We start from the raw sequence: 20,558 nt of genomic DNA on the forward strand, positions 1-20,558 counted from the left end.
GCAACGGCATCATGTACGTATATCAGGACTATGACCAACGGCTTCTGGAAGAGCGGGTAGCTCAGTACCGCGACCAGACCCGGCGCTATCTGGCCGGCCAGCTCAGCGAGGACGAGTTCCTGGTGCTGCGGCTGCAGAACGGCCTCTATATTCAGCGTTACGCGCCGATGTTGCGTATTTCGGTGCCCTACGGCCTGCTCTCCAGCGAACAGGTGCGCACCCTGGCCAAGGTGGTGCGCGAATACGATAAGGGCTTCTGCCACGTCAGCACCCGCCAGAACATCCAGCTGAACTGGCCGGAAGTGCAGGACGTGCCGGATATCCTGGCGGAACTGGCGAGCGTGCAGATGCACGCCATCCAGACCAGCGGTAACTGCATCCGCAACATCACCACCGACGAATACGCCGGCGTGAACCCCAAGGAAATCGAGGATCCGCGCCCCTGGTGCGAGATCATCCGTCAGTGGGCCACCTTCAACCCGGAATTCGCCTACCTGCCGCGCAAGTTCAAGATCGCGGTGAACGCGGTGCCGGACGCCGATCCGGCGTTGATCGGTGTGCACGACATCGGCGTTAAGGTGATCCACAACGACGCCGGCGAAACCGGTTTCCAGGTGTGGGCCGGCGGCGGCCTGGGCCGCACTCCGATGACCGGCCAGGTGATCGGCGAGTTCGTGCCCTGGCAGCATCTGCTCGCCTACCTGGAAGCGATCCTGCGGGTGTACAACAAGTACGGCAACCGCGACAACAAGTTCAAGGCGCGCATCAAGATTCTGGTCAAGGCACTGGGCGCGGAGAAGTACCGCGAGCTCACCGAAGCGGAATTCGCCGAGCTCAAGGACGGCCCGATGACGCTCACCGAAGAGGAAGTGGCGCGCATCCAGGGCTGCTTCACCGAGCCGGCCTACCGGGACGACGTGGACAACGGCGTGCTGGACAAGGCGCTGCAGGAAAACCGCGCCTTCAACCGTTGGTACCACACCAACACCCGCGCCCATAAGCGCGACGGCTACCGCAGCGTGACGCTGACGCTGAAGAAGACCGGCCGCATCCCCGGCGACGTGAGCGACGAGCAGCTGGAAGCGATCGCCGACCTGGCGGACCGTTACAGCTTCGGCGAACTGCGCAACACCCACCAGCAGAACATGGTGCTGTCCGACGTGGCCACCGATGACCTGTTCGAGCTGTGGGAAAAACTGGACGCGCTGGGCATGGCCACCCCCAATCTGGGCCTGCTCACCGACATCGTCGCCTGCCCCGGCGGCGACCTGTGCGCCCTGGCCAACGCCAAGTCGGTGCCGGTGGCGGAGGGCATCCAGCGCCGCTTCGACGACATGGACTATGTCCATGACCTGGGCCCGCTGGACATCAATATCTCCGGGTGCATGAACGCCTGCGGCCATCACCATATCGGCCACATCGGCATTCTCGGCGTGGACAAGAAGGGCAAGGAGTTCTACCAGATCACGCTCGGCGGTCGCGGCGACAAGCTGTCGCGCATCGGCGAGAAGATGGGCCCCTCCTTCGAGTCCTATGAAGTCACCGACGTGATCGAAAAGATCATCAATGTGTACGTGGACAAGCGGCTGGAAAACGAGCCGTTCATCGACACCTACGAGCGCATTGGTATGGAACCGTTCAAGGAACACGTCTATGGGTAAGATGATTCTCGACGGTGAAATCGTCGACAACGGCTGGCAGCGGTTCGAACCGGGCCAGCTGGAAGAAGACGGCCAGAGCCTGCCGGAGAACCAACCGGTGATCGTGCCCGTGGCCTACTGGCAGGCCCACCGCGACACCCTGCTGGAGCGCGAGGCGCCGGTGGGCGTGTGTCTCGAGCCGGGCGAGGAGCCCGCCGACCTGGCCGCCGACCTGCCCCACCTGCCGCTGGTGGCGATCCACTTCCCGGCCTTCAAGGACGGTCGCGGTTACTCCTACGCCCGCGAGCTGCGCACCCGCTACCGCTTCACCGGCGAGGTGCGCGCGGTGGGCGACGTGCTGCAGGACCAGCTGTTCTACATGCACCGCGTCGGCTTCAACGCCTTCGAAGTGCGTGCCGACCGGGACATCCATGAAGCGCTGGAAAACGGCCTGCGGCCGTTCTCGGTGACCTACCAGGGCGACGTGCACGACCCGCGCCCGATCTACCGCCGCCGTCAGGAACTCGAGCAGGCCTGATCCCCGGGCTTGTTCAGAACCAGCGCCGCCGGGCCATCCACACCAGGATGCCGGCGGCGATCACCACCAGGGACCCCGCGAACCACCAGAACGCCTCCGGGTTATCGACCCCGGGCAGCCCGCCCACATTGATCCCGAACAGACCGGTCAGAAAGCCCAGCGGCAGGAACAGCGCGCTGATAATGGCGAGCAGGTACATGCGGTCGTTGATCGCCTCGTTCTGCACCGAGAACACCTCTTCCTGCAGCAAGGTGGCGTGGTCCCGCGCCGCATCCAGATCTTCCAGGAGACGCTGCAGGCGCTCGCCGGCCTCGCGGATGATCTCGGCGTCATCGCGGTCGATACGGGCGTCGTTCTGCAGGCGCGCGATGGCCTCGCGCTGGGGCGCCAGATAGCGGCGCAGGGTCACCGCCCGGCGGCGCAGGCTGCTGATCTCGTGGGTGAGCGCCTTGTCCGGCCGGGTCTCCAGCAGATCGGCGCAGTCGCCGACCTGATCCTCGATGCGCTCGATGACGTCTTCCATGCGCCAGATGAGACCGTCCACCAGCCGCTTCACCAGGTCCGACGGGGTGCGGGCGCCCTCGCCCTGCTCCAGTTCCGTGACGATTTCCGACAGCGTCAGCAGCTGGCGTTTCTGGGTGCTGATGATCAGGCCGTTACGGATCCACAACCGCACCGCGATCATGTCTTCCGGGCGCGCGCCCGGCGCCAGATTGACGCCGCGCAGGTAGATCAGCAGGCCGCCGCCCACATCCGCCGCCCGTGGCCGGGTATCGGTGGCGAACAGCGCTTCGAGCACGGAAACGGGCACATCCGGCCGGTTTTGCAGCCACTCATAGGCCTCATCGACGGTGTAATCGAGATGGATCCAGAGCGGCCCGCCCTGGCTCGGCAGCGGCGCCGACAATGAAATGGGCGTGGCACCGCCGGCGCCGTTCAACTGCAGCGCCAGCTTGACCCAGGGAGCGTTGGCCATGATTCAGGGTGCCCGTCTCAGGGGTTGATCTTAACCACCACCCGGCCGCGCAGCTTGCCGGCCAGAATCTCGGTGAAGCAGTCCGGCAGTTGCTCGCGGGTGACTTCGCGGCTCTCCAGCTTGTCCAGCGCCGGGCGCCAGTCGCTGGCCAGCAATTGCCACATCTGCTGCTTCACTTCGCAGGGCAGCTCGACGCTGTCCACGCCGAGCAGATTGACGCCGCGCAGGATAAACGGGAACACGGTGGCGTTTTCCAGCTTGGGCGAGGCGGTCAGGCCGCAGCAGGCCGCGCTGCCGCCGTACTGCAGGCTTTTCAGCGCGTTGACCAGAATATCGCCGCCCACGCAATCGACCACCCCGGCCCAGCGCGGCTTGAGCACCGGCTTCTCGATGCCTTCCAGCAAGGCGTCACGGCCGATGATGTCGGCGGCGCCGAGATCACGCAGCCAGTCGTGGGCGTCCTGTTTGCCGGTGGCGGCCACCACCTTGAAGCCCAGATTGGAGAGGATCGACACCGCCACGCTGCCGACGCCGCCGGTGGCGCCGGTGACCAGCACCTCGCCCTGCTCCGGCTGCAGACCGGTGTCGATCAGCGCTTCCACGCAGAGCGCGGCGGTGAGGCCGGCGGTGCCCAGCACCATGGCGTCACGGGCGGACAGCCCGGCGGGCAGCGGCGCCAGCCATTCGGCGGGCACGCGGATGTAATCGCCGTAGCCGCCGGAGGTGTTCATGCCCAGGTCGTAACCGGTGCAGATCACCGCGTCGCCGACGCTGAAGGGGCCGTCGCCGGCCTCCTCCACCACGCCGGCGGCGTCGATGCCGGGGGTGTGCGGGAAGGAGCGGGTGACGCCCTTGTTGCCGCTGGCGGACAGCGCGTCCTTATAGTTCAGGGACGACCAGGCGACGCGTACCAGCACATCGCCTTCGGGCAGATCTTCCAGGTTCTTGTCCCCTACCCGGCTCTGGTAGCCGTCGTCGGTTTTCTCGGTGATCAGTGCCTTGAAAGTCATTGCCTCGCTCCGTTGAAAGCCCACCGGTGTCGCCACCGGGGTTAGTGAAACTGACGCTGGCTGCCCCGGTGCCAGAACCGGTCGATCAGACGCACCCCGGCGTTCTCCACGGACACGCCCAGACGCTCGGCCAGCTTGCGCTTGTATTCCCAGTTCAATTCGTACAGATCCAGGTGTTCCTTGCGGCCCTGCAGGTATTCATCGCTGGTCATGATGTCGTCCACCAGGCCCAGCTCCTTGGCGCGGGTGCCGAACCAGTGCTCGCCGGTGGCCACCGCGTCCATGTCCAGGGTGCGGCGGTGTTCGCGCACGAACCCCTTGAACAGCTGGTGGGTCTCTTCCAGCTCCTGCTGGAATTTTTCCCGGCCCTTGTCGGTGTTCTCGCCGAGCATGGTCAGGGTGCGCTTGTATTCGCCGGCGGTCATCAACTCCACGTCGATGTCGTTCTTCTTCAGCAGCCGGTGGAAATTGGGCACCTGGGCGACCACACCGATGGAGCCGATCACCGCGAACGGCGCCGCCAGAATACGGTCGGCGATGCACGCCATCATGTAGCCGCCGCTGGCCGCCACCTGGTCCACCGCCACCGTCAGTTTCACGCCACGGCCGCGCAGGCGCTTGAGCTGGGAGGCCGCCAGGCCGTAGCTGTGCACCAGACCGCCGGGGCTCTCCAGGCGCAGCAGCACTTCGTCGTCGCCGGTGGCCACTTCCAGCACCGCGGTGATCTCGCGGCGCAGCCGCGCCACGTCGCTGGCCTGAATGTCGCCGTTGAAATCGAGCACGAACATGCGCGGCTTGCTCTTCGCTTCGGCGCCGGCCTTTTTGCGCTGCTTGTTGCGGGCCTTCTCTTCCTTGCGCTTTTTCTTGTGCTCGGCCTTGCGCTCCGCCTCGGGCAGCACCTGGTCGACGATGCTTTCGCGCAGGTCGTCGAACTCTTCGTTGAGGTGCTTGACGCGCAGTTCGCCGTCGCGGCTGGTGCGGTGCCGGTTACGGGCCGCCGCCGAAACGATGCCGCCGATCACAACCAAAATCGCCACCACGAGGGTGACGACCTGGGCCAGAAACATGCCATATTGGTAAAGAAAATCGATCACCTTGTACGCTCACCTGTTCAGGGGCCGTCATGGCTCCAGGTTATTGCCAGCCCGCCACGGCCTGCTGAGCGCTGCCGTTAAGCGGTCGCCCGATCAAGCCCCCGGAGGGCGGCACGGTTACTTCGAAAATAGCCCCGTCCGCCATCGGCAGATAGGCCGCGCTACCATAGCGCGCATCCACCAGAAAACTCCACCCCTCCCTGGCCTGGCGCCAGATATCCATGCCCAGGGGGTCGCGGCTGAGGCTGTACAGGGTGCGTTCCTTGGAGCGCTCGTCCTCAAGGGCGAAGTAACGGCCCTGAATGCGGTCCAGCTGGTAACCGGGCTTCAGGCCCAGCAGGGAAAACGGCGTCTTCCATTTGACGATCCGCGCGTCCAGTTGCCACTGGTCGCCGTTCAGGCGGAAGTCCTCGGTGCTGCCGTCATTGCGGGTCACCGTGGCGATGTAGCTCTGCTCGCCGATGGCGCGGAAGCTCACCGTGGCCACCGGCGTTTCTTCGGTGAGCTCGTGGAAGCTGTACAGGTTCAGGGCCACCAGCACCAGGTAGACCGCCAGGCCCACCACCGCCAGGCCCAGGCTGCCCTTGATCCACTGCCACAGCCACTTCTGGCGCAGCAGGATCCAGGCGCCCACCAGAATCAGGACCAGGCTCACGGCCATGATCAGAAACGGAGCAACGCTGAAACTCATCGGGGTGTCTCCCTTCAGGAACCGGTGGCCGCCTGACAGGCGCCGCGCCAGTGATCGATCAGAGTCCGGGCGATGCTGCCCGGCGGTGGGATGTGCGGCAATTCAGTGTGGTGGAACCAGCGGGCGTCGGTGATCTCGTCATCGTCGATACGGATCTCGCCGCCGGCGAAGGCGGCGTGGAAGCCCAGCATCAGGGAGTGCGGGAACGGCCAGGACTGGCTGGAGAAATAACGCAGGTCCTTCACCCGGACGCCGGTCTCTTCCATGATTTCCCGGTGCACCGCCTGCTCGGCGGTTTCACCGGCCTCCATGAAGCCGGCCAGGCAGGAATAGAAGCCTTCCGGGAAACGGGCGGAGTGCCCCAGCAGAGCGTATTCACCGTCGGTGACCAGCGCGATGATGCACGGGGTGATGCGCGGGTACTGGCGGTAATCGCAGGCGCTGCACAGCATCGCCAGCTCGGTGGGATGGGGCCGGGTCTCGGCGCCGCAGCGGCTGCAGAAGCGATGGTTCTGGCGCCAGCTGATCACCTGCAGGGCGCGCGCCGCCATGGTGAACTGGGTCTCGTCCAGGTGCCCCATCAGTTCCCGCAGGGGCATCGGGTAAAGCGGCCGGTCCGCCAGCTCATGGTCCGCCTGGCGGCACACATAGCAGGGTTCGCCGTGCAGCAGGCCGATAAAGCGGTAATCCGGGTGGCCGCGCAGCAGAAACGACGGTGTGCGGGGAAGGCCCGGCGCCGGCGCCTGGTCGGTGTCCACGCACAGCTGCTGGTCGTGGATCACGAACAGCCAGGCCTCGTCGGCGTCGTGGGGCTCCGGCGCGGACAGGTCCATGGGAAAAAAGTCATTATCCATTCGTGCCTCGCTCCGCCAGCGGGTAGCCCAGCTCCGCCATCGCCTGCTCGGACACGTCCAGCACGCCCTCGCCGATCGGCTTCTGCTCTTCCATGCTTTCCAGATAGTAGTCGACCCCGGTGAGGGCGTCGGCCAGGGTCTCCATGGCCGGCTGGCCGGGCGGTTCGTCACCGCCGATCAGACGGGTTTCGATGTGGGTGCGGCAGGCGCGGATCACCGCGCATGCCCGCTCCAGCTCCAGGAACATCAGGCCGCCGGAGACACTGGCGAAGGTGCCGGGCAGATTGGTCAGGTGCATGGGGTCCCAGTTGTTCTCCATGTAGCTGGCCAGCGACCGTTTGGCAAGCGCCAGCCCGGCCCGGCACTCACCCACCACGGTCATGCGGGCGTCGTCGAGCTGGTAGAGGGAAATACGTGTGTTGGTGGCGTCCCGGCGCACATCGTCGGAGGGCGCCAGGCTGCGTTCCAGGCTGGCCACGGTGTTCTCGGCGGCCAGCAGGTCGTCCACCAGGGCGTGGAAATCCGGGCTGTCCGCGTCCACGTCCGAGGGCCAGTCGGCCACCTTGTCGGCGCGCTCGCGCAGCAGGTTGGCTTCGTGCTCCTTGCTGACCATTTCCAGGGTGCTGGCGATCCGGCGCAGACCGCCGGCGACGCCGGCGTAGTCGGTGTCCGCCACGCCCTGGGAGGCCAGATCCAGGGTTTCCTTCACCTGGTTGATTTCGTCCTTGAGCGCGCCCGCCACCGAGCGGATCACCGAACCCCGGGCGCCGGCCATCAACGCCAGCTCGCTCTGCAGCACGGTGTCGCTGACGCCGCGCTCCAGCCCGAACACGCCGCGCACCTCGGCGGCGGCGGTGCCGGTCCCGGAGCCGAGACTGGCCAGGTACAGGCTTTCCTTGATCAGCAGCAGCGGCGCTTCCTGGGCCAGGGCCCGCTCGCCGTCGTAGACCAGCTTCTTCAGTTGCCGGTCGTACTGCGCCAGCAGCGCCTTGCGCGCCGGCGTGATCACCATGCGGTCTTCGGCCAGGGATTCGGTGGCGGCCCGCGCCACCCACCAGAAGCGGCTGTTGGCGCAGCGGCCGCAGAGATTGTCGACCCGGGCCAGGGCCCGCGCCATCAGCCGCAGGTGCGCGTCGCGGTTATCGCCGCGCAGCAGCCCCAGCAGGCCGACCTGGTACATATGACGCAGGCGCCGCCCCTGTGACAGCAGCGCGGCGGGGTCGCCCTCCTCCGGCTCCGGGCTGCGCGCCCGCGACAGGTCGACGCTGAAGAAATGGCTTTCCTGGATCAGCGGCTTGCCGCCGGCGCGGCGCAGTTCGTTGATGCCGCCGATCAGCATTTCGGGCAGGGTGCGGTCCTTGAGCTGGACGTACTCGAAATAGCGACCCAGCAGTACGATGGCGTTGCCCAGGGCCTGCACCAGCGCCCGGCCGCCATGGCGCTTGAGGCCTTCCACGGCCAGTTCCATTTCCTCGCTCATCAGGGTGGCCGCCGACAGCTCCAGCATCTGCGAGATGCCGCGCAATTGGTGAAAGGCTTCACCGCAACGATCCAGCGAGGTTCCCTCGTCCCGCTCCTCGGCGAACGCCTCAAGGCTGGCTTCCGCCTCGCTCAACGTGGCGTCGATGGACTCCTTGAGAAACGTCAGGGAGGTGGTGTTGGTGATGGCGACCATGAACTCTCCGGAAACCCCTGCTGATTATTAAAAGCGTTTTGAACTTTCTCACGGCGTTCAACAATGCGTCAACTTTCAAACGTAAGCAACTGATTTGGCGGCATATTGTTAACGGGCACACAGGCCGGCGCCGGTTTCCGCCGTGGCGTGAAGACGTTCATCCCCCGGCTCGCCGACTGTACCCCGGCATCGGAAGTGCTTATGATTGCGCCGCCCATCCGTTCTCCTTACATTTAGCAGGAAGTAGTGCCATGTACGCCCAGTTCGGCCGCGCCTTCGGTCAGAATTTCCTGGGGCAAGCCCCCGCCTGGTACAAGTACACCATCGTGGTGTTTTTGCTGATCAACCCGCTGGTCGCCTGGACCCTGGGCGAAGCAACGGCAGGCTGGCTGTTGCTGGCGGAGTTTATCTTCACCCTGGCCATGGCGCTAAAGTGCTACCCGCTGCAGCCGGGCGGCCTGCTGGCGATCGAAGCCCTGCTGATCGGCCTCACCTCGCCGGATACGGTCCTGCATAAAGTCGAAGGCAACCTGGAAGTGCTGCTGCTGTTGATTTTCATGGTGGCGGGCATCTTCTTCCTGAAGGACCTTCTTCTATATACCTTTACCCGCATTCTGCTGGGCGTGAAATCGAAGATCCGCCTGAGCCTGCTGTTCGCCCTGGCGGCGGCCTTCCTGTCCGCGTTCCTGGACGCGCTGACCGTGACCGCGGTGGTGATCGCGGTGTGCACCGGCTTCTTCGGCATCTACCACAAGGTGGCGTCGGGCAAGACCTTCCAGCAAAAGCACGACCACGGCGACGACACCACGGTGGAGGATCTGCACCGGGAAGACCTGCGCCGTTTCCGCGCCTTCCTGCGCAGCCTGCTGATGCACGCCGCCGTGGGCACCGCCCTGGGCGGCGTCTGCACCCTGGTGGGCGAGCCCCAGAACCTGCTGATCGCCACCAAGGCGCAGTGGGAGTTCGGCGAGTTCTTCCTGCGCATGGCGCCGGTGAGCCTGCCGGTGCTGGCCATGGGCCTGCTCACCTGCCTGTTTCTGGAATGGAGCGGCAGCTTCGGCTACGGCGAGGAGATTCCCGAGAAGGTCGAGGGGATCATGCGCCAGTACGCCCGCGAGCAGGACGACCGCCGCACCACCCGGGACAAGGTCAATCTGGTGGTGCAGGGCTTCATCGCGCTGTGGCTGGTGGTGGGGCTCGCCACCCACGCCGCGTCCGTGGGTCTGGTGGGTCTGAGCGTGATTATTCTCGCCACCGCGTTCTGCGGCATCATCGAGGAGCACCGCCTGGGCCAGGCGTTCGAGGAGGCGCTGCCGTTCGCCGCCCTGCTCACCGTGTTCTTCGCGGTGGTGGCGGTGATCGCCGACCAGCAGCTGTTCACCCCGGTGATCGACTATGTGCTGAGCCTCGACCGCGGCGTCCAGGGCTCCGCCTTCTATATGGCCAACGGCGTGCTGTCGGCGGTGTCGGACAACGTGTTCGTGGCCTCGGTGTACGTGGACGAGGTGGCCAAGGCGCTGGTCAACGGGGAAATCGACCGGGACACCTTCGATCTGCTGGCGGTGGCGATCAACACCGGCACCAATATTCCTTCGGTGGCCACCCCCAACGGGCAGGCGGCGTTCCTGTTCCTGCTCACCTCCGCCCTGGCGCCGCTGGTGCGGCTGTCCTACGGCCGCATGGTGATCATGGCCCTGCCCTACACCATCGTCATGACGCTGACCGGTCTGATCATGACCGCCACGCTTCTCGAGCCCGCCACCGAGTATATGTACGAGCACGGCTGGATCACCCACCACGAGCCCAGCGATCTGAAAATGGACGCCGAGCCTTCCGCCCACTAAGGGCGCGGCTCGCCGCCGGCGGCGGTTACTGCTCCAGTTCCTGCCACAGGGTCATCTGACCCCGGCTCTCGGCCATCGCTTCCAGCTTCTTGCGGTGGCGCTCCAGGTCCGTGTCCGAGGCCCGCACCACCGCCAGACGCGGCCGGTCCGCCGTCAGGCGGCGAATCGCTTCGGCCTGCTCGCTGCCCTGCTCGCCGGCGTCCGCGCCGCCCAGGGACAGCTTGGTCTGGCCGCCGGTCATCGCCAGGTAGACGTCGGCGAGAATCTCCGCGTCCAGCAGCGCGCCGTGCAGCTCCCGGTGGGCGTTCTCCACATCGTAACGGCGGCATAGCGCGTCCAGGCTGTTCTTCTGGCCCGGGTGCAGATCCCGGGCCATTTTCAGGGTATCCAGAATCCGGCAGCGTTCGGCGACGGCGCCCCATTTGCCGCCCAGGCGCCGCAATTCGTGGTCGAGGAACCCGACGTCGAACGGCGCGTTGTGAATCACCAGCTCGGCGCCGTCCACGAAGGTCATGAACTCTTCGGCGATCTGCTCGAAGGTGGGCTTGTCGGCGAGGAACTCCCGGGTAATGCCGTGCACCTCCAGGGCGCCCTCATCGATATCCCGCTCCGGGTTGATGTACAGGTGCAGGTTGTTGCCGGTGAGCCGCCGGTTGCGCAGCTCCACGCAGCCGATTTCGATGATCCGGTGCCCGGACAGCGGGTCCAGGCCGGTGGTCTCGGTATCCAGAACGATCTGTCTCATGCGCCGATCTCCGCTTCGTCGATACCCCGGTTGGCGAGCCGGTCGGCGCGCTCATTCTCGCTGTGGCCGCTGTGGCCGCGCACCCAGTGCCATTTGACCCGGTGCCGTTCGGCGGCGGTCTCCAGGCGCTGCCAGAGGTCCTTGTTGACCACCGGCTTCTTGGCGGCGGTTTGCCAGTTGCGCTTTTTCCAGTTGGCCAGCCACTCGGTAATGCCCTTGCGGACATACTGGGAGTCGGTGGTCAGATTGACCTCGCAGGGGTCCTTGAGCGCTTCCAGGGCCTGGATCGCGGCCATCAGCTCCATGCGGTTGTTGGTGGTATGGGGCTCGCCGCCGAACAGTTCCTTTTCCTTGTCGCCGTAACGCAAGATCGCGCCCCATCCCCCGGGGCCCGGGTTACCACGGCAGGCGCCGTCGGTAAAAATATCCACCTGCTTCAAAAGCCGTTACTCCGTATTTCGTTGTTGTCGCCAGCGCGCCACCGGCACCGATACCACCGTGGGGCCCTGCTGGCGGCTGAAGCCGGCGGTCGCCGGCAAGGGACGCATCATGGCGGCGCGTTTGCGGGCCACCAGCAGATACACGCCGCCGTTGCGCCACCAGAAGCGCCGCCCCAGCCAGTCCAGCCAGCGCAAACGGGCGCGGCCCCGGTCGCCGACGGGCAGATTGTAGAACCCGCTGGCCACGCCCTCCACTTCAAAACCCAGCACGTTCAGCCAGTCGCTGACCCGGTAAGGACGGAAATAGCGGCCGTTCCAGCCGGGCCGCTGGCCGCCGCGCCGGAACCAGCGCGCCAGCCCCATAATGCTCAGGGGGTGGAAGCCGACCACCGCGAGCACGCCGCCCGGGGCCACGCAGCGGGCCGCCTCGCGCAGCACCTGATGGGGGGCGTCGTGGAATTCCAGACAATGGTGCAGCAGCACCACGTCGACGCTGTTCTTGGCGATCGGCAGCGACTGCGGGCAGGCTTCCAGGGCCACCCGGCTGGTGGCCTGGCGCCCGCCTTCCACCGGCATCGGTGTCACCGAACAGCGCCACGGCAGACGAATGTCGCGCAGCATGTCCTGGCAACGGCCGCCGCTGACTTCCACCGCGCGCTGGCCCACCAGCCGGGGGGTCCATTCGGCGACGATGGCGCGTTCCGCCTCCAGCACCGCCTGGCCGGCCTGGGTGTCCTGCCACTCATTGAACCGTTCCAGCATGTCCGCCGGCTGGCGGCGGAACGGTGATCTCGACAGCGGGGGTAACTGCATCGCTGACATTTCTCCCTTGGAACTGTAGGGTTACATCCAAGCATTCAAGCGAAGGGTAACACGTCATGCTGCAAGCCCCTACGGCCATCCCGGCCTTCAATGACAACTACATTTGGGCGATTCGCGACGGCGATCAATGCGTGATCGTGGACCCGGGCGACGCCGCCCCGGTGGAGGCCTGGCTGAGCGACCAGGGCCTGACCCTGAGCGCGCTGCTGATTACCCATCACCACCCGGATCACGTGGGCGGGGTTTCCGCCCTGTGCCGGGATCGGGATATTCCGGTGTACGGCCCGGCCCGGGAAACCATTCCGGAAATGGACCACCCGCTGGGCGACGGCGACCGCGTTCGTCTGGCCACGCCGGACCTGGAACTGGACGTAATGGAAGTGCCCGGCCACACCCTGGGGCACATTGCTTTCTACGCCCCCCGCCAGGGCTGGCTGTTCTGCGGCGACACCCTGTTCGCCGGCGGCTGCGGGCGGCTGTTCGAAGGCACCCCGGAGCAGATGCACCACTCCCTGACGCGGCTGGCCGGCCTGCCCGAGGACACCCAGGTGTTCTGCGCCCATGAGTACACCCTGGCCAACCTGCGCTTCGCGGCGACCGTATCCCCCGAGGACCCGGCGGTAAGCGACCGGCTCGCCCGGGTCAGCGCCCTGCGCGAGCAGGACCGCATCACGGTGCCCTCCACCATCGGCGAGGAGAAGCGCACCAACCCGTTTCTGCGCGCGGCGGACCCGCAACTGCGCCAGGCCTGCGAAGCCCGTTTCGGGGAAGCGCCGGAAACCAACGTGGACAGTTTCGCGGCCCTGCGCCGCTGGAAGGACTCCGCCTGAAGCGCGGTCCGGCGGCGATTTCTCCTTGCCGGGATCGCCGCCCCTGCCTAGAATCAACTTAAAATTCGAATCGTATATTATTGTTATGAATAAACTTCTTGGTTGTGCAGCCCTGGGGCTCGCGCTGATGGTAGGCGCTTGTGCCACGAAACCCGAGGTGGACGACCTGCCTCCCATGCCGCCGGCGGAGCCCTCCGTCAAAGACCCGGGGCTCGCCAACGGCATGCCGGAACCGGAACCGGTTGAGCCCGCCGCCGACCAGGAAGAAAGCACGCAGCAGGATCTGTGGGCGCGGATTCGCGACGGCTATGCGCTGGACCTGCATCAGGACCGGGAGCGCGTGCGCCTGCAGCGCAAGTGGTACGCCCGGCACCCGAGCTATTTCACCCGCGTCACGGAGCGCGCCGAGCGCTATCTGCACTTTATCGTCGAGGAAGCGGAGCGCCGCGACATGCCGCTGGAGCTGGTGATGCTGCCGGTGGTGGAAAGCGCCTTCGACCCGTTCGCCTACTCCCACGGCCGCGCCGCCGGCCCCTGGCAGTTCATTCCGTCCACCGGCAAGTATTTCGGGCTCGACCAGACCTGGTGGTACGACGGCCGGCGCGACATCACCCTGTCCACCCGCGCCGCCCTGGACTACCTGCAGCAGCTTTCCGAGCGCTTCGACGGCGACTGGCTGCTGGCCCTGGCGTCCTACAACGCCGGCGGCGGCACCGTCTCCCGAGCCCGGCGCCGCAACGAGGAAGCCGGCCGCCCCACCGATTTCTGGCACCTGGACCTGCCCCGCGAAACCACCGCCTATGTGCCCAAGCTGCTGGCGGTGGCGGAGATCGTCCGCGACCCGCGGCGCTACGGCGTCACCCTGCACCCGATGGCCGACCAGCCCTACTTCGAGGAGGTGGACGTGGGCGGCCAGATCGACCTGGCCCAGGCCGCCAGCCTGGCGGAGATCTCCACCGAAGAGCTCTACCTGCTGAATCCGGCGTTCAACCGCTGGGCGACCGCCCCGGAAGGCCCGCACACCCTGCTGGTGCCGGTGGGCAGCGCCGACGCCTTCCGCGAGCGGGTGGCGGACCTGCCGCAGGAAGAACGCATGCGCTGGCACCGCTACACCATTCGCAGCGGCGATTCGCTGAGCCGCATCGCCCGCGCCCACCGCACCACCCCGGCGGTGCTCCGCGACATCAACGATTTGTCCGGCAACACCATCATCGCCGGCCGCACCCTGTTGATTCCGGAACCCTCCCAGGATCAGTACAAACTGAGCGCCGACCAGCGGCTGGCGGACAACCAGGGCCGGCAGCGCGGCAAGCGCCAGCGCGTGGATCACCGGGTCGCGGCCGGGGACACGCTGTGGCAGATCGCGCGGGAGAACGACGTCAGCGTGCAGGCGCTGGCGAAATGGAACAATATGGCCCCCGGCGACCCGCTGCGCGTGGGCCAGACCCTGGCGGTGTGGCGCGAGGACGGCCCGGCGGCCACGGTGCGCGCCGAGGAGCGCGAGGAAATGATTCGCAAGGTGCGCTACTCCGTGCGTCGCGGGGATTCACTGCACGCTATCGCCAACCGCTTTAACGTGTCGGTGAATCAGATTCGCGACTGGAATGACCGCCTGGAGAAAAGCCGCTATCTGCAACCCGGCGACAATCTGACGCTGTATGTGGATGTGCGCAACGCGCCTTAAGCGGATCAGGCGCGACGGCCCGCTTCGCCGGTGAACCCGGCCGGCGAGCGCGGGTCACAGTAAGCAGTGCCATTTGGCGATCCCCATCGCCTGGGCTATGGTGACGCCAAAGACCCCACCAAGGAGTCCACAATAACGATGAAAGGCGCGATGCGTTGCTTAGTGTGCTGTTTGTTCTTTGTTGCCGCCCTGTTTAGCGGCCCGGCGCTGGCGGAGACCCAGCGCTCCCACGCCATCACCATGCACGGCGACCCCAAATACCCCGCCGGCTTCAAGCACTTCGACTATGTCCGGCCGGACGCCCCCAAGGGCGGCAGCCTGAGCCTGCACGTGGTGGGCGGCTTCGATAATTTTCAGCCGTGGCTGCCCAAGGGCCAGGCGGCGGCCGGCTCCCAGGGGCTGGTGTTCGACACCCTGACGGTGCGCAGCAAGGACGAACCCTTCACCGAATACGGGTTGCTGGCCGAATCCATGGAATGGCCCGAGGACCGCAGCTGGGTCACCTTCACCCTGCGCGAGCAGGCCCGCTTCGCCGACGGGCATCCGGTGCGCGCCGAGGACGTGGTGTGGAGCTTCAAGCAGCTGCGCGACAAAGGCGCGCCCTTCTACGCCTACTATTACGGTGACGTGGAAAAGGTCGAGGCGCTGTCCGAGCGCGAGGTGAAATTCAGCTTCAAGGCCGGCGACAACCGCGAGCTGGTGATGATCGTCGGCCAGCTGCCGGTGATGCCCAAGCATTACTGGGACGACAAACCCTTCGACGACGCCAATCTGGTGCCGCCGCCCGGTTCCGGACCCTATAAGGTGGACAGCTTCAAGGCCGGCAAGCGGGTCGTCTACCAGCGCCGCGACGACTACTGGGCCAAGGACCTGCCGGTGAACCGGGGGCACCATAATTTCGGCCGCATCATCTACGAATACTATCTGGACCAGACCGTGGCGCTGGAAGCGTTCAAGCGCGGCGACTACGACTGGCGCTCGGAAAACAATTCCAAGTACTGGGCCACCGCCTACACCGGCGAGGCGTTCCGCGACGGCGAGATCATCACCGAAGAGGTGACCCACCAGAACCCGGCCGGCATGCAGGGCTTTATTTTCAATACCCGCCGCCCGCTGTTCCAGGACCCGGTGCTGCGCGAGGCGATGACCTACGCCTTTGATTTTGAGTGGTCCAACAAGAATCTGTTCTACGGTCAGTACAAGCGGACCCGCAGCTACTTCCAGAATTCCGAGCTGGCCGCCACCGGCCTGCCCGACGAGAAAGAGCTGGCACTGCTGAAACCGCTGCGCGAAGACCTGCCGCCGCGGGTGTTCACCGAGGCCTACCAGCCGCCGGTGTCGGACGGCTCCGGCCGCCCCCGTGACAATCTGCGCCAGGCCCAGGCCCTGCTCAAGGACGCCGGCTACCAGGTCAAGGACGGCAAGCTGCACACCCCGGACGGCGAGCCGGTGAGCTTTGAATTCCTGCTCTACCAGCCGGCCTTCGAGCGCATCGTGCTGCCCTACGCGCGCAACCTGAAGACCCTGGGTATCGACGCGGACGTGGTGCGCGTGGACCAGTCGCAGTACGTGCAGCGGGTGCGTAATTTCAATTTCGACATGATGGTCGGCGGCTGGGGCCAGTCGCCCTCCCCCGGCAACGAGCAGCGCGGCTACTGGGGCTCCGCCGCCGCCGAGCGAGAAAGCAGCCAGAACTACGCCGGCGTCAGCAATCCGGCCATCGATGAGCTGGTCAGCAAGGTGATCGCCGCCAACACCCGGGAGCAGCTGGTCACCCGCACCCGCGCCCTGGACCGGGCGCTGCAGTGGGGCTTCTACGTGGTGCCCAACTGGTATCTGGATTACCACCGCTTCGCCTATCAGTCACGGCTCGCCCATCCGCCGCTGCCGCCCTATGTGGGCTTCGACGGCGCCACCGAACTCTGGTGGGATAAAAGCGCGCAATAATGCTGATCTATATTCTCAAGCGGCTGCTGCTGATCGTGCCCACCCTGCTGGGCATTCTGCTGCTTAACTTCGTGATCGTGCAGGCGGCCCCCGGCGGCCCGGTGGAGAAAGCCATCGCCCAGCTGCAGGGCATCGGCGGAGGCGGCGCCGGCGGCGGTTTCGCCGGCACCACCCAGGATCTGGTCAACAGCGGCGGCGGCGACTACCGGGGCTCACGGGGGATGCCGCCGGAGCTGCTCGAGCGTATCGAAAAGCTCTACGGCTTCGACAAGCCGGCGCCGGAACGTTTCTGGCTGATGATCAAACGCTATCTGACCTTCGACTTCGGCGAATCCTACTACCGCGACAAGGACGTCAGCACCCTGATCGCCGAACGCCTGCCGGTGTCCATCTCCCTGGGGCTGTGGAGCACGCTGATCACTTATCTGGTGGCGGTGCCGCTGGGCATCAAAAAGGCGGTGCGCGACGGCAGCCGCTTCGACGTGTGGAGCAGCACCGCGATCATCGTCGGCTATGCGATCCCCAGCTTTCTGATCGCCATTCTGCTGGTGGTGCTGTTCGCCGGCGGCTCCTACTGGGAGTGGTTTCCGCTGCGCGGGCTGACTTCGGACAATTTCGATCAACTGCCCTGGTGGCGCCAGGCGCTGGATTACCTGCACCACATCACGCTGCCCACCCTGGCCATCGTGATCGGCAACTTCGCCACCCTGACCATGCTCACCAAGAACTCCTTTCTTGACGAGATCAGCAAGCAATACGTGCAGACCGCCCGCGCCAAGGGATTGGATGAGAACGGCGTGCTCTACGGCCATGTGTTCCGTAACGCCATGCTGATCATCATCGCCGGCTTCCCGGCCGCCTTCGTCGGCATGTTCTTCACCGGCGTGCTGCTGATCGAGTACATCTTCTCGCTGGACGGGCTGGGCCTGCTCGGCTTCGAATCGGTGATCAACCGGGATTACCCGGTGGTGTTCGGCACCCTGTTCATCTTCACGCTGATCGGCATGCTGCTGAAGCTGATTTCGGACCTGACCTATATGTGGGTGGACCCGCGTATCGACTTTGAGCGGAGGGCACGCTGATGGGCAGCGGCAATCCGATCTGGCGGCGCCAGTGGCGCGCCTTCCGTCGCAACCGCCGTGGCTTCTGGTCGCTGGGCCTGTTCCTGGTGCTGTTCGTGGTCAGCCTGGGGGCGGAATTCGTCGCCAACGACAGGCCGATCATGGTGCAGTACCAGGGCGACCTCTATTTCCCGGTGTTCAAGACCTACCCGGAAACCACCTTCGGCGGCCTGTTCGAAACCGAAGCCAACTACCGCGACCCCTATGTGGCGGAGCTGATCGAGGACGACGGCTGGATGCTGTGGCCGCCGATCCGCTACAGCCACGACACCATCAACTACGAGCTCACCGTGCCGGCGCCGGCGCCCCCCTCGGCGGAAAACTGGCTGGGCACCGACGACCAGGGCCGGGACGTGCTGGCCCGCCTGATTTACGGCTTCCGCCTGTCGGTGCTGTTCGGCCTGATCCTGACCGTCACGTCCAGCCTGATCGGCATCGTGGTGGGCGCGGTGCAGGGTTACTACGGCGGCTGGCTGGACCTGGGCGGCCAGCGCTTCGTGGAAATCTGGTCGAGCATGCCGATTCTCTACCTGATCATCGTGATCTCCAGTTTCGTGGTGCCCGGATTCTGGGTCCTGCTGGCGATCATGCTGCTGTTCTCGTGGATGACCCTGGTGGATCTGGTGCGCGCCGAATTCCTGCGCTGCCGCAACCTGGAGTACGTGCGCGCCGCCCAGGCCATGGGGGTGCGCACCCCGGTGATTCTGTTCCGGCACATGCTGCCCAACGCCATGGTGGCCACCCTCACCTACCTGCCGTTCGTGCTCAACGCGTCGGTGATCCTGCTCACCTCGCTGGACTTCATCGGCTTCGGCCTGCCGCCGGGCTCGCCGTCGCTGGGGGAGCTGCTGGGTCAGGGCAAGGCCAACCTGCACGCCCCCTGGCTGGGCTTGAGCGCCTTCGTCACCCTGGCGGTGATGCTCTCGCTGCTGGTGTTCGCCGGCGAGGCGGTACGCGACGCTTTCGATCCGAGGAAATACAATGACGCCGCTGCCTAGACATCTGCTGCGCCTGGACGACCTGAGCGTCTGGTTCGACGACCCGGCCCGGCCGGCGGTGGACCGGGTGAGCCTGAGCGTGGACGCCGGGCGCACCCTGGCCCTGGTGGGCGAATCCGGTTCCGGCAAGTCGCTCACCGCCATGTCGGTGCTGGATCTGCTGCCGGGCGGCGCCGGGCGCCGTGCCGCCGCCATCGAGCTGGACGGCGACAACATCCTGGACTGGCCCGCCGATCGCCGCCGGGCGCTGCGCGGCGGCCGTATCGGCACCATCTTTCAGGAGCCGCTCACCGCGCTCAACCCACTGCACCGCGTGGAGCGGCAGATCGGCGAGGCGATGCGCATTCATCAGGGCCTGGGGCGCGCCGCCATCCGGCAGCGTTGCCTGAATCTGCTGGAACAGGTGGAGCTGCCCGCCACCGAGGACATGCTGCAGCGCTACCCGCATCAGCTCAGCGGCGGCCAGCGTCAGCGGGTGATGATCGCCATGGCGTTGGCCAACGACCCGGCCCTGCTGATCGCCGACGAGCCCACCACCGCCCTGGACGTGACCATCCAGGAAACCATCCTGGACCTGCTGCGGCGCCTGCAGCGCGAGCGCAATCTGGGCATTCTGCTGATCAGCCACGACCTGGGCCTGGTGGCCCGCTACGCCGACGACGTGGCGGTGATGCACCAGGGGCGCATCGTCGAAACCGGCGCCACCGCGCGGGTGCTGGAGCAGCCGGAACACGATTACACCCGCCACCTGCTGGCGGCGGAGCCCGCCGGCCACCCGGAGCCGCTGACCGACGAGGCCCCGGAGCTGCTCAACGCCCAGGGCCTGTCGGTGCACTTCAAAGGCCCGCGCCGGGGCTGGTTCGGCCGCGCCGCGCCGCTGGCGGCGGTGGACGACCTGTCTCTGACCCTGCGCCGGGGCGAAACCCTGGGCGTGGTGGGCGAATCCGGCTCCGGCAAATCGACCCTGGCGCTGGCCCGGCTGCGGCTGATCCCCGCCGCCGGCACGGTGAGGCTGCTGGATCAGCCGCTGGACCGCCTCAGCGGCGCCGCCCTGCGCCCCTGGCGCCGCCATATGCAGGTGGTGTTCCAGGACCCGTTCGGCAGCCTTAACCCGCGCCTCAGCGTGGGCCGCGCCGTGGACGAGGGCCTGCGCGTGCACCACAAAGACCTGAACGCCGCCCAGCGGGCGGAGCGCACCCACGCCCTGCTCGAGGAAGTGGGCCTGCCGGCGGACGCCGCCGAGCGCTATCCGCACGAATTCTCCGGCGGCCAGCGCCAGCGCATCGCCATCGCCCGGGCGCTGATCGTGGAGCCGGATTTGTTGATCCTCGACGAGCCCACCTCGGCGCTCGACCGCAGCGTGCAGGCCCAGGTGCTGGAGCTGCTGAAAACCCTGCAGCGCCGCCACGGCCTCAGCTACCTGTTCATCAGCCACGACCTCAAGGTGGTGCGCGCGATCAGCCACCGGCTGCTGGTCATGCGCCACGGCCAGGTGGTGGAGCACGGCGACACCGAGCGGGTGTTCCGTGAGCCCCAGCAGGCCTACACACGGCGCCTGATCGACGCCGCCTACAACCGCACCGTCAACGCCGGCGGCGAGAAACAAGCGGTTGCACATTGAATTCCGGGGCGTCTTTCACCCCCTTGCC

18 protein-coding genes are annotated in these 20,558 nt (G+C 66.3%); 9 read left to right on the top strand and 9 right to left on the bottom strand.

The window, feature by feature from the left end:
- Window positions 1-11: 11 nt before the first annotated feature.
- Window positions 12-1,661 carry a nitrite/sulfite reductase gene (locus ACEQZD_RS04980; RefSeq protein ID WP_142949870.1) on the top strand — a complete coding sequence of 550 codons (1,650 nt, stop codon included), beginning with the start codon at window positions 12-14 and terminating at the stop codon, window positions 1,659-1,661.
- Window positions 1,654-2,178: a DUF934 domain-containing protein gene (locus ACEQZD_RS04985; RefSeq protein WP_142949871.1), complete on the top strand. Its 525-nt coding sequence runs from the start codon at window positions 1,654-1,656 to the stop codon at window positions 2,176-2,178. The genes ACEQZD_RS04980 and ACEQZD_RS04985 overlap by 8 nt, the downstream gene beginning before the upstream one ends.
- Before the next feature lie 13 nt (window positions 2,179-2,191).
- On the opposite strand, the gene ACEQZD_RS04990 is transcribed toward ACEQZD_RS04985, so the two are convergent.
- The 6 genes from ACEQZD_RS04990 to ACEQZD_RS05015 are packed head-to-tail and all read right to left on the bottom strand — an operon-like array spanning window position 2,192 to window position 8,478.
- Complete coding sequence (locus tag ACEQZD_RS04990; protein WP_142949872.1) at window positions 2,192-3,154, bottom strand: zinc transporter ZntB; 963 nt, start codon at window positions 3,152-3,154, stop codon at window positions 2,192-2,194.
- Window positions 3,155-3,171: 17 nt separating this feature from the next.
- On the bottom strand, window positions 3,172-4,164 hold the full coding sequence (locus ACEQZD_RS04995; protein WP_142949873.1) for a YhdH/YhfP family quinone oxidoreductase: 993 nt from the start codon (window positions 4,162-4,164) through the stop codon (window positions 3,172-3,174).
- Between the two features lie 41 nt (window positions 4,165-4,205).
- Window positions 4,206-5,258: a protease SohB gene (gene sohB, locus ACEQZD_RS05000; RefSeq protein WP_221929778.1), complete on the bottom strand. Its 1,053-nt coding sequence runs from the start codon at window positions 5,256-5,258 to the stop codon at window positions 4,206-4,208.
- A gap of 40 nt (window positions 5,259-5,298) precedes the next feature.
- Entirely contained in the window at window positions 5,299-5,949 is a 651-nt protein-coding gene (locus ACEQZD_RS05005) for a hypothetical protein (protein ID WP_142949874.1), read from the bottom strand.
- A gap of 14 nt (window positions 5,950-5,963) precedes the next feature.
- Window positions 5,964-6,803: an NAD(+) diphosphatase gene (nudC, locus tag ACEQZD_RS05010; protein ID WP_370184375.1), complete on the bottom strand. Its 840-nt coding sequence runs from the start codon at window positions 6,801-6,803 to the stop codon at window positions 5,964-5,966.
- Window positions 6,796-8,478, bottom strand: a complete 1,683-nt coding sequence (locus ACEQZD_RS05015; protein WP_142949876.1) for a hypothetical protein — start codon at window positions 8,476-8,478, stop codon at window positions 6,796-6,798. The genes nudC and ACEQZD_RS05015 overlap by 8 nt, the downstream gene beginning before the upstream one ends.
- A gap of 251 nt (window positions 8,479-8,729) precedes the next feature.
- Here ACEQZD_RS05015 and nhaB point away from each other — a divergent pair, with 251 nt between their 5' ends.
- Complete coding sequence (nhaB, locus tag ACEQZD_RS05020; protein WP_142949877.1) at window positions 8,730-10,322, top strand: sodium/proton antiporter NhaB; 1,593 nt, start codon at window positions 8,730-8,732, stop codon at window positions 10,320-10,322.
- A 25-nt stretch (window positions 10,323-10,347) separates the two neighbouring features.
- Here nhaB and dnaQ read toward each other — a convergent pair whose 3' ends face one another.
- The 3 genes from dnaQ to ACEQZD_RS05035 are packed head-to-tail and all read right to left on the bottom strand — an operon-like array spanning window position 10,348 to window position 12,320.
- Window positions 10,348-11,067 carry a DNA polymerase III subunit epsilon gene (gene dnaQ, locus ACEQZD_RS05025; protein ID WP_142949878.1) on the bottom strand — a complete coding sequence of 240 codons (720 nt, stop codon included), beginning with the start codon at window positions 11,065-11,067 and terminating at the stop codon, window positions 10,348-10,350.
- Window positions 11,064-11,507 (bottom strand): ribonuclease HI, encoded by a 444-nt coding sequence (gene rnhA, locus ACEQZD_RS05030; RefSeq protein ID WP_142949879.1) that lies wholly within the window; start codon window positions 11,505-11,507, stop codon window positions 11,064-11,066. Before rnhA ends, dnaQ begins: the two co-directional genes overlap by 4 nt.
- 6 nt (window positions 11,508-11,513) lie before the next feature.
- Window positions 11,514-12,320, bottom strand: coding sequence for a class I SAM-dependent methyltransferase (locus ACEQZD_RS05035; RefSeq protein ID WP_142949880.1), 807 nt, complete (start codon window positions 12,318-12,320; stop codon window positions 11,514-11,516).
- A gap of 65 nt (window positions 12,321-12,385) precedes the next feature.
- Between ACEQZD_RS05035 and gloB the strand changes: the two genes are divergently transcribed.
- The 6 genes from gloB (at window position 12,386) to ACEQZD_RS05065 (ending at window position 20,530) form a co-directional block, all read left to right on the top strand.
- Window positions 12,386-13,159 (top strand): hydroxyacylglutathione hydrolase, encoded by a 774-nt coding sequence (gene gloB / locus ACEQZD_RS05040; RefSeq protein ID WP_142949881.1) that lies wholly within the window; start codon window positions 12,386-12,388, stop codon window positions 13,157-13,159.
- A 157-nt stretch (window positions 13,160-13,316) separates the two neighbouring features.
- Window positions 13,317-14,843, top strand: a complete 1,527-nt coding sequence (locus ACEQZD_RS05045; protein ID WP_255442626.1) for a LysM peptidoglycan-binding domain-containing protein — start codon at window positions 13,317-13,319, stop codon at window positions 14,841-14,843.
- A 150-nt stretch (window positions 14,844-14,993) separates the two neighbouring features.
- The gene (locus tag ACEQZD_RS05050) at window positions 14,994-16,790 is read left to right on the top strand and encodes an extracellular solute-binding protein (protein WP_255442628.1); all 1,797 of its coding nucleotides are present in this window, start codon (window positions 14,994-14,996) and stop codon (window positions 16,788-16,790) included.
- Window positions 16,790-17,872: a microcin C ABC transporter permease YejB gene (locus ACEQZD_RS05055; protein ID WP_142949884.1), complete on the top strand. Its 1,083-nt coding sequence runs from the start codon at window positions 16,790-16,792 to the stop codon at window positions 17,870-17,872. Before ACEQZD_RS05050 ends, ACEQZD_RS05055 begins: the two co-directional genes overlap by 1 nt.
- On the top strand, window positions 17,872-18,909 hold the full coding sequence (locus tag ACEQZD_RS05060; RefSeq protein ID WP_142949885.1) for an ABC transporter permease: 1,038 nt from the start codon (window positions 17,872-17,874) through the stop codon (window positions 18,907-18,909). Before ACEQZD_RS05055 ends, ACEQZD_RS05060 begins: the two co-directional genes overlap by 1 nt.
- Window positions 18,893-20,530: an ABC transporter ATP-binding protein gene (locus ACEQZD_RS05065; protein ID WP_370184379.1), complete on the top strand. Its 1,638-nt coding sequence runs from the start codon at window positions 18,893-18,895 to the stop codon at window positions 20,528-20,530. The genes ACEQZD_RS05060 and ACEQZD_RS05065 overlap by 17 nt, the downstream gene beginning before the upstream one ends.
- Window positions 20,531-20,558: the final 28 nt, after the last annotated feature.

Source organism: Alloalcanivorax sp. (assembly GCF_964221125.1).
GTDB lineage: Bacteria > Pseudomonadota > Gammaproteobacteria > Pseudomonadales > Alcanivoracaceae > Alloalcanivorax > Alloalcanivorax venustensis.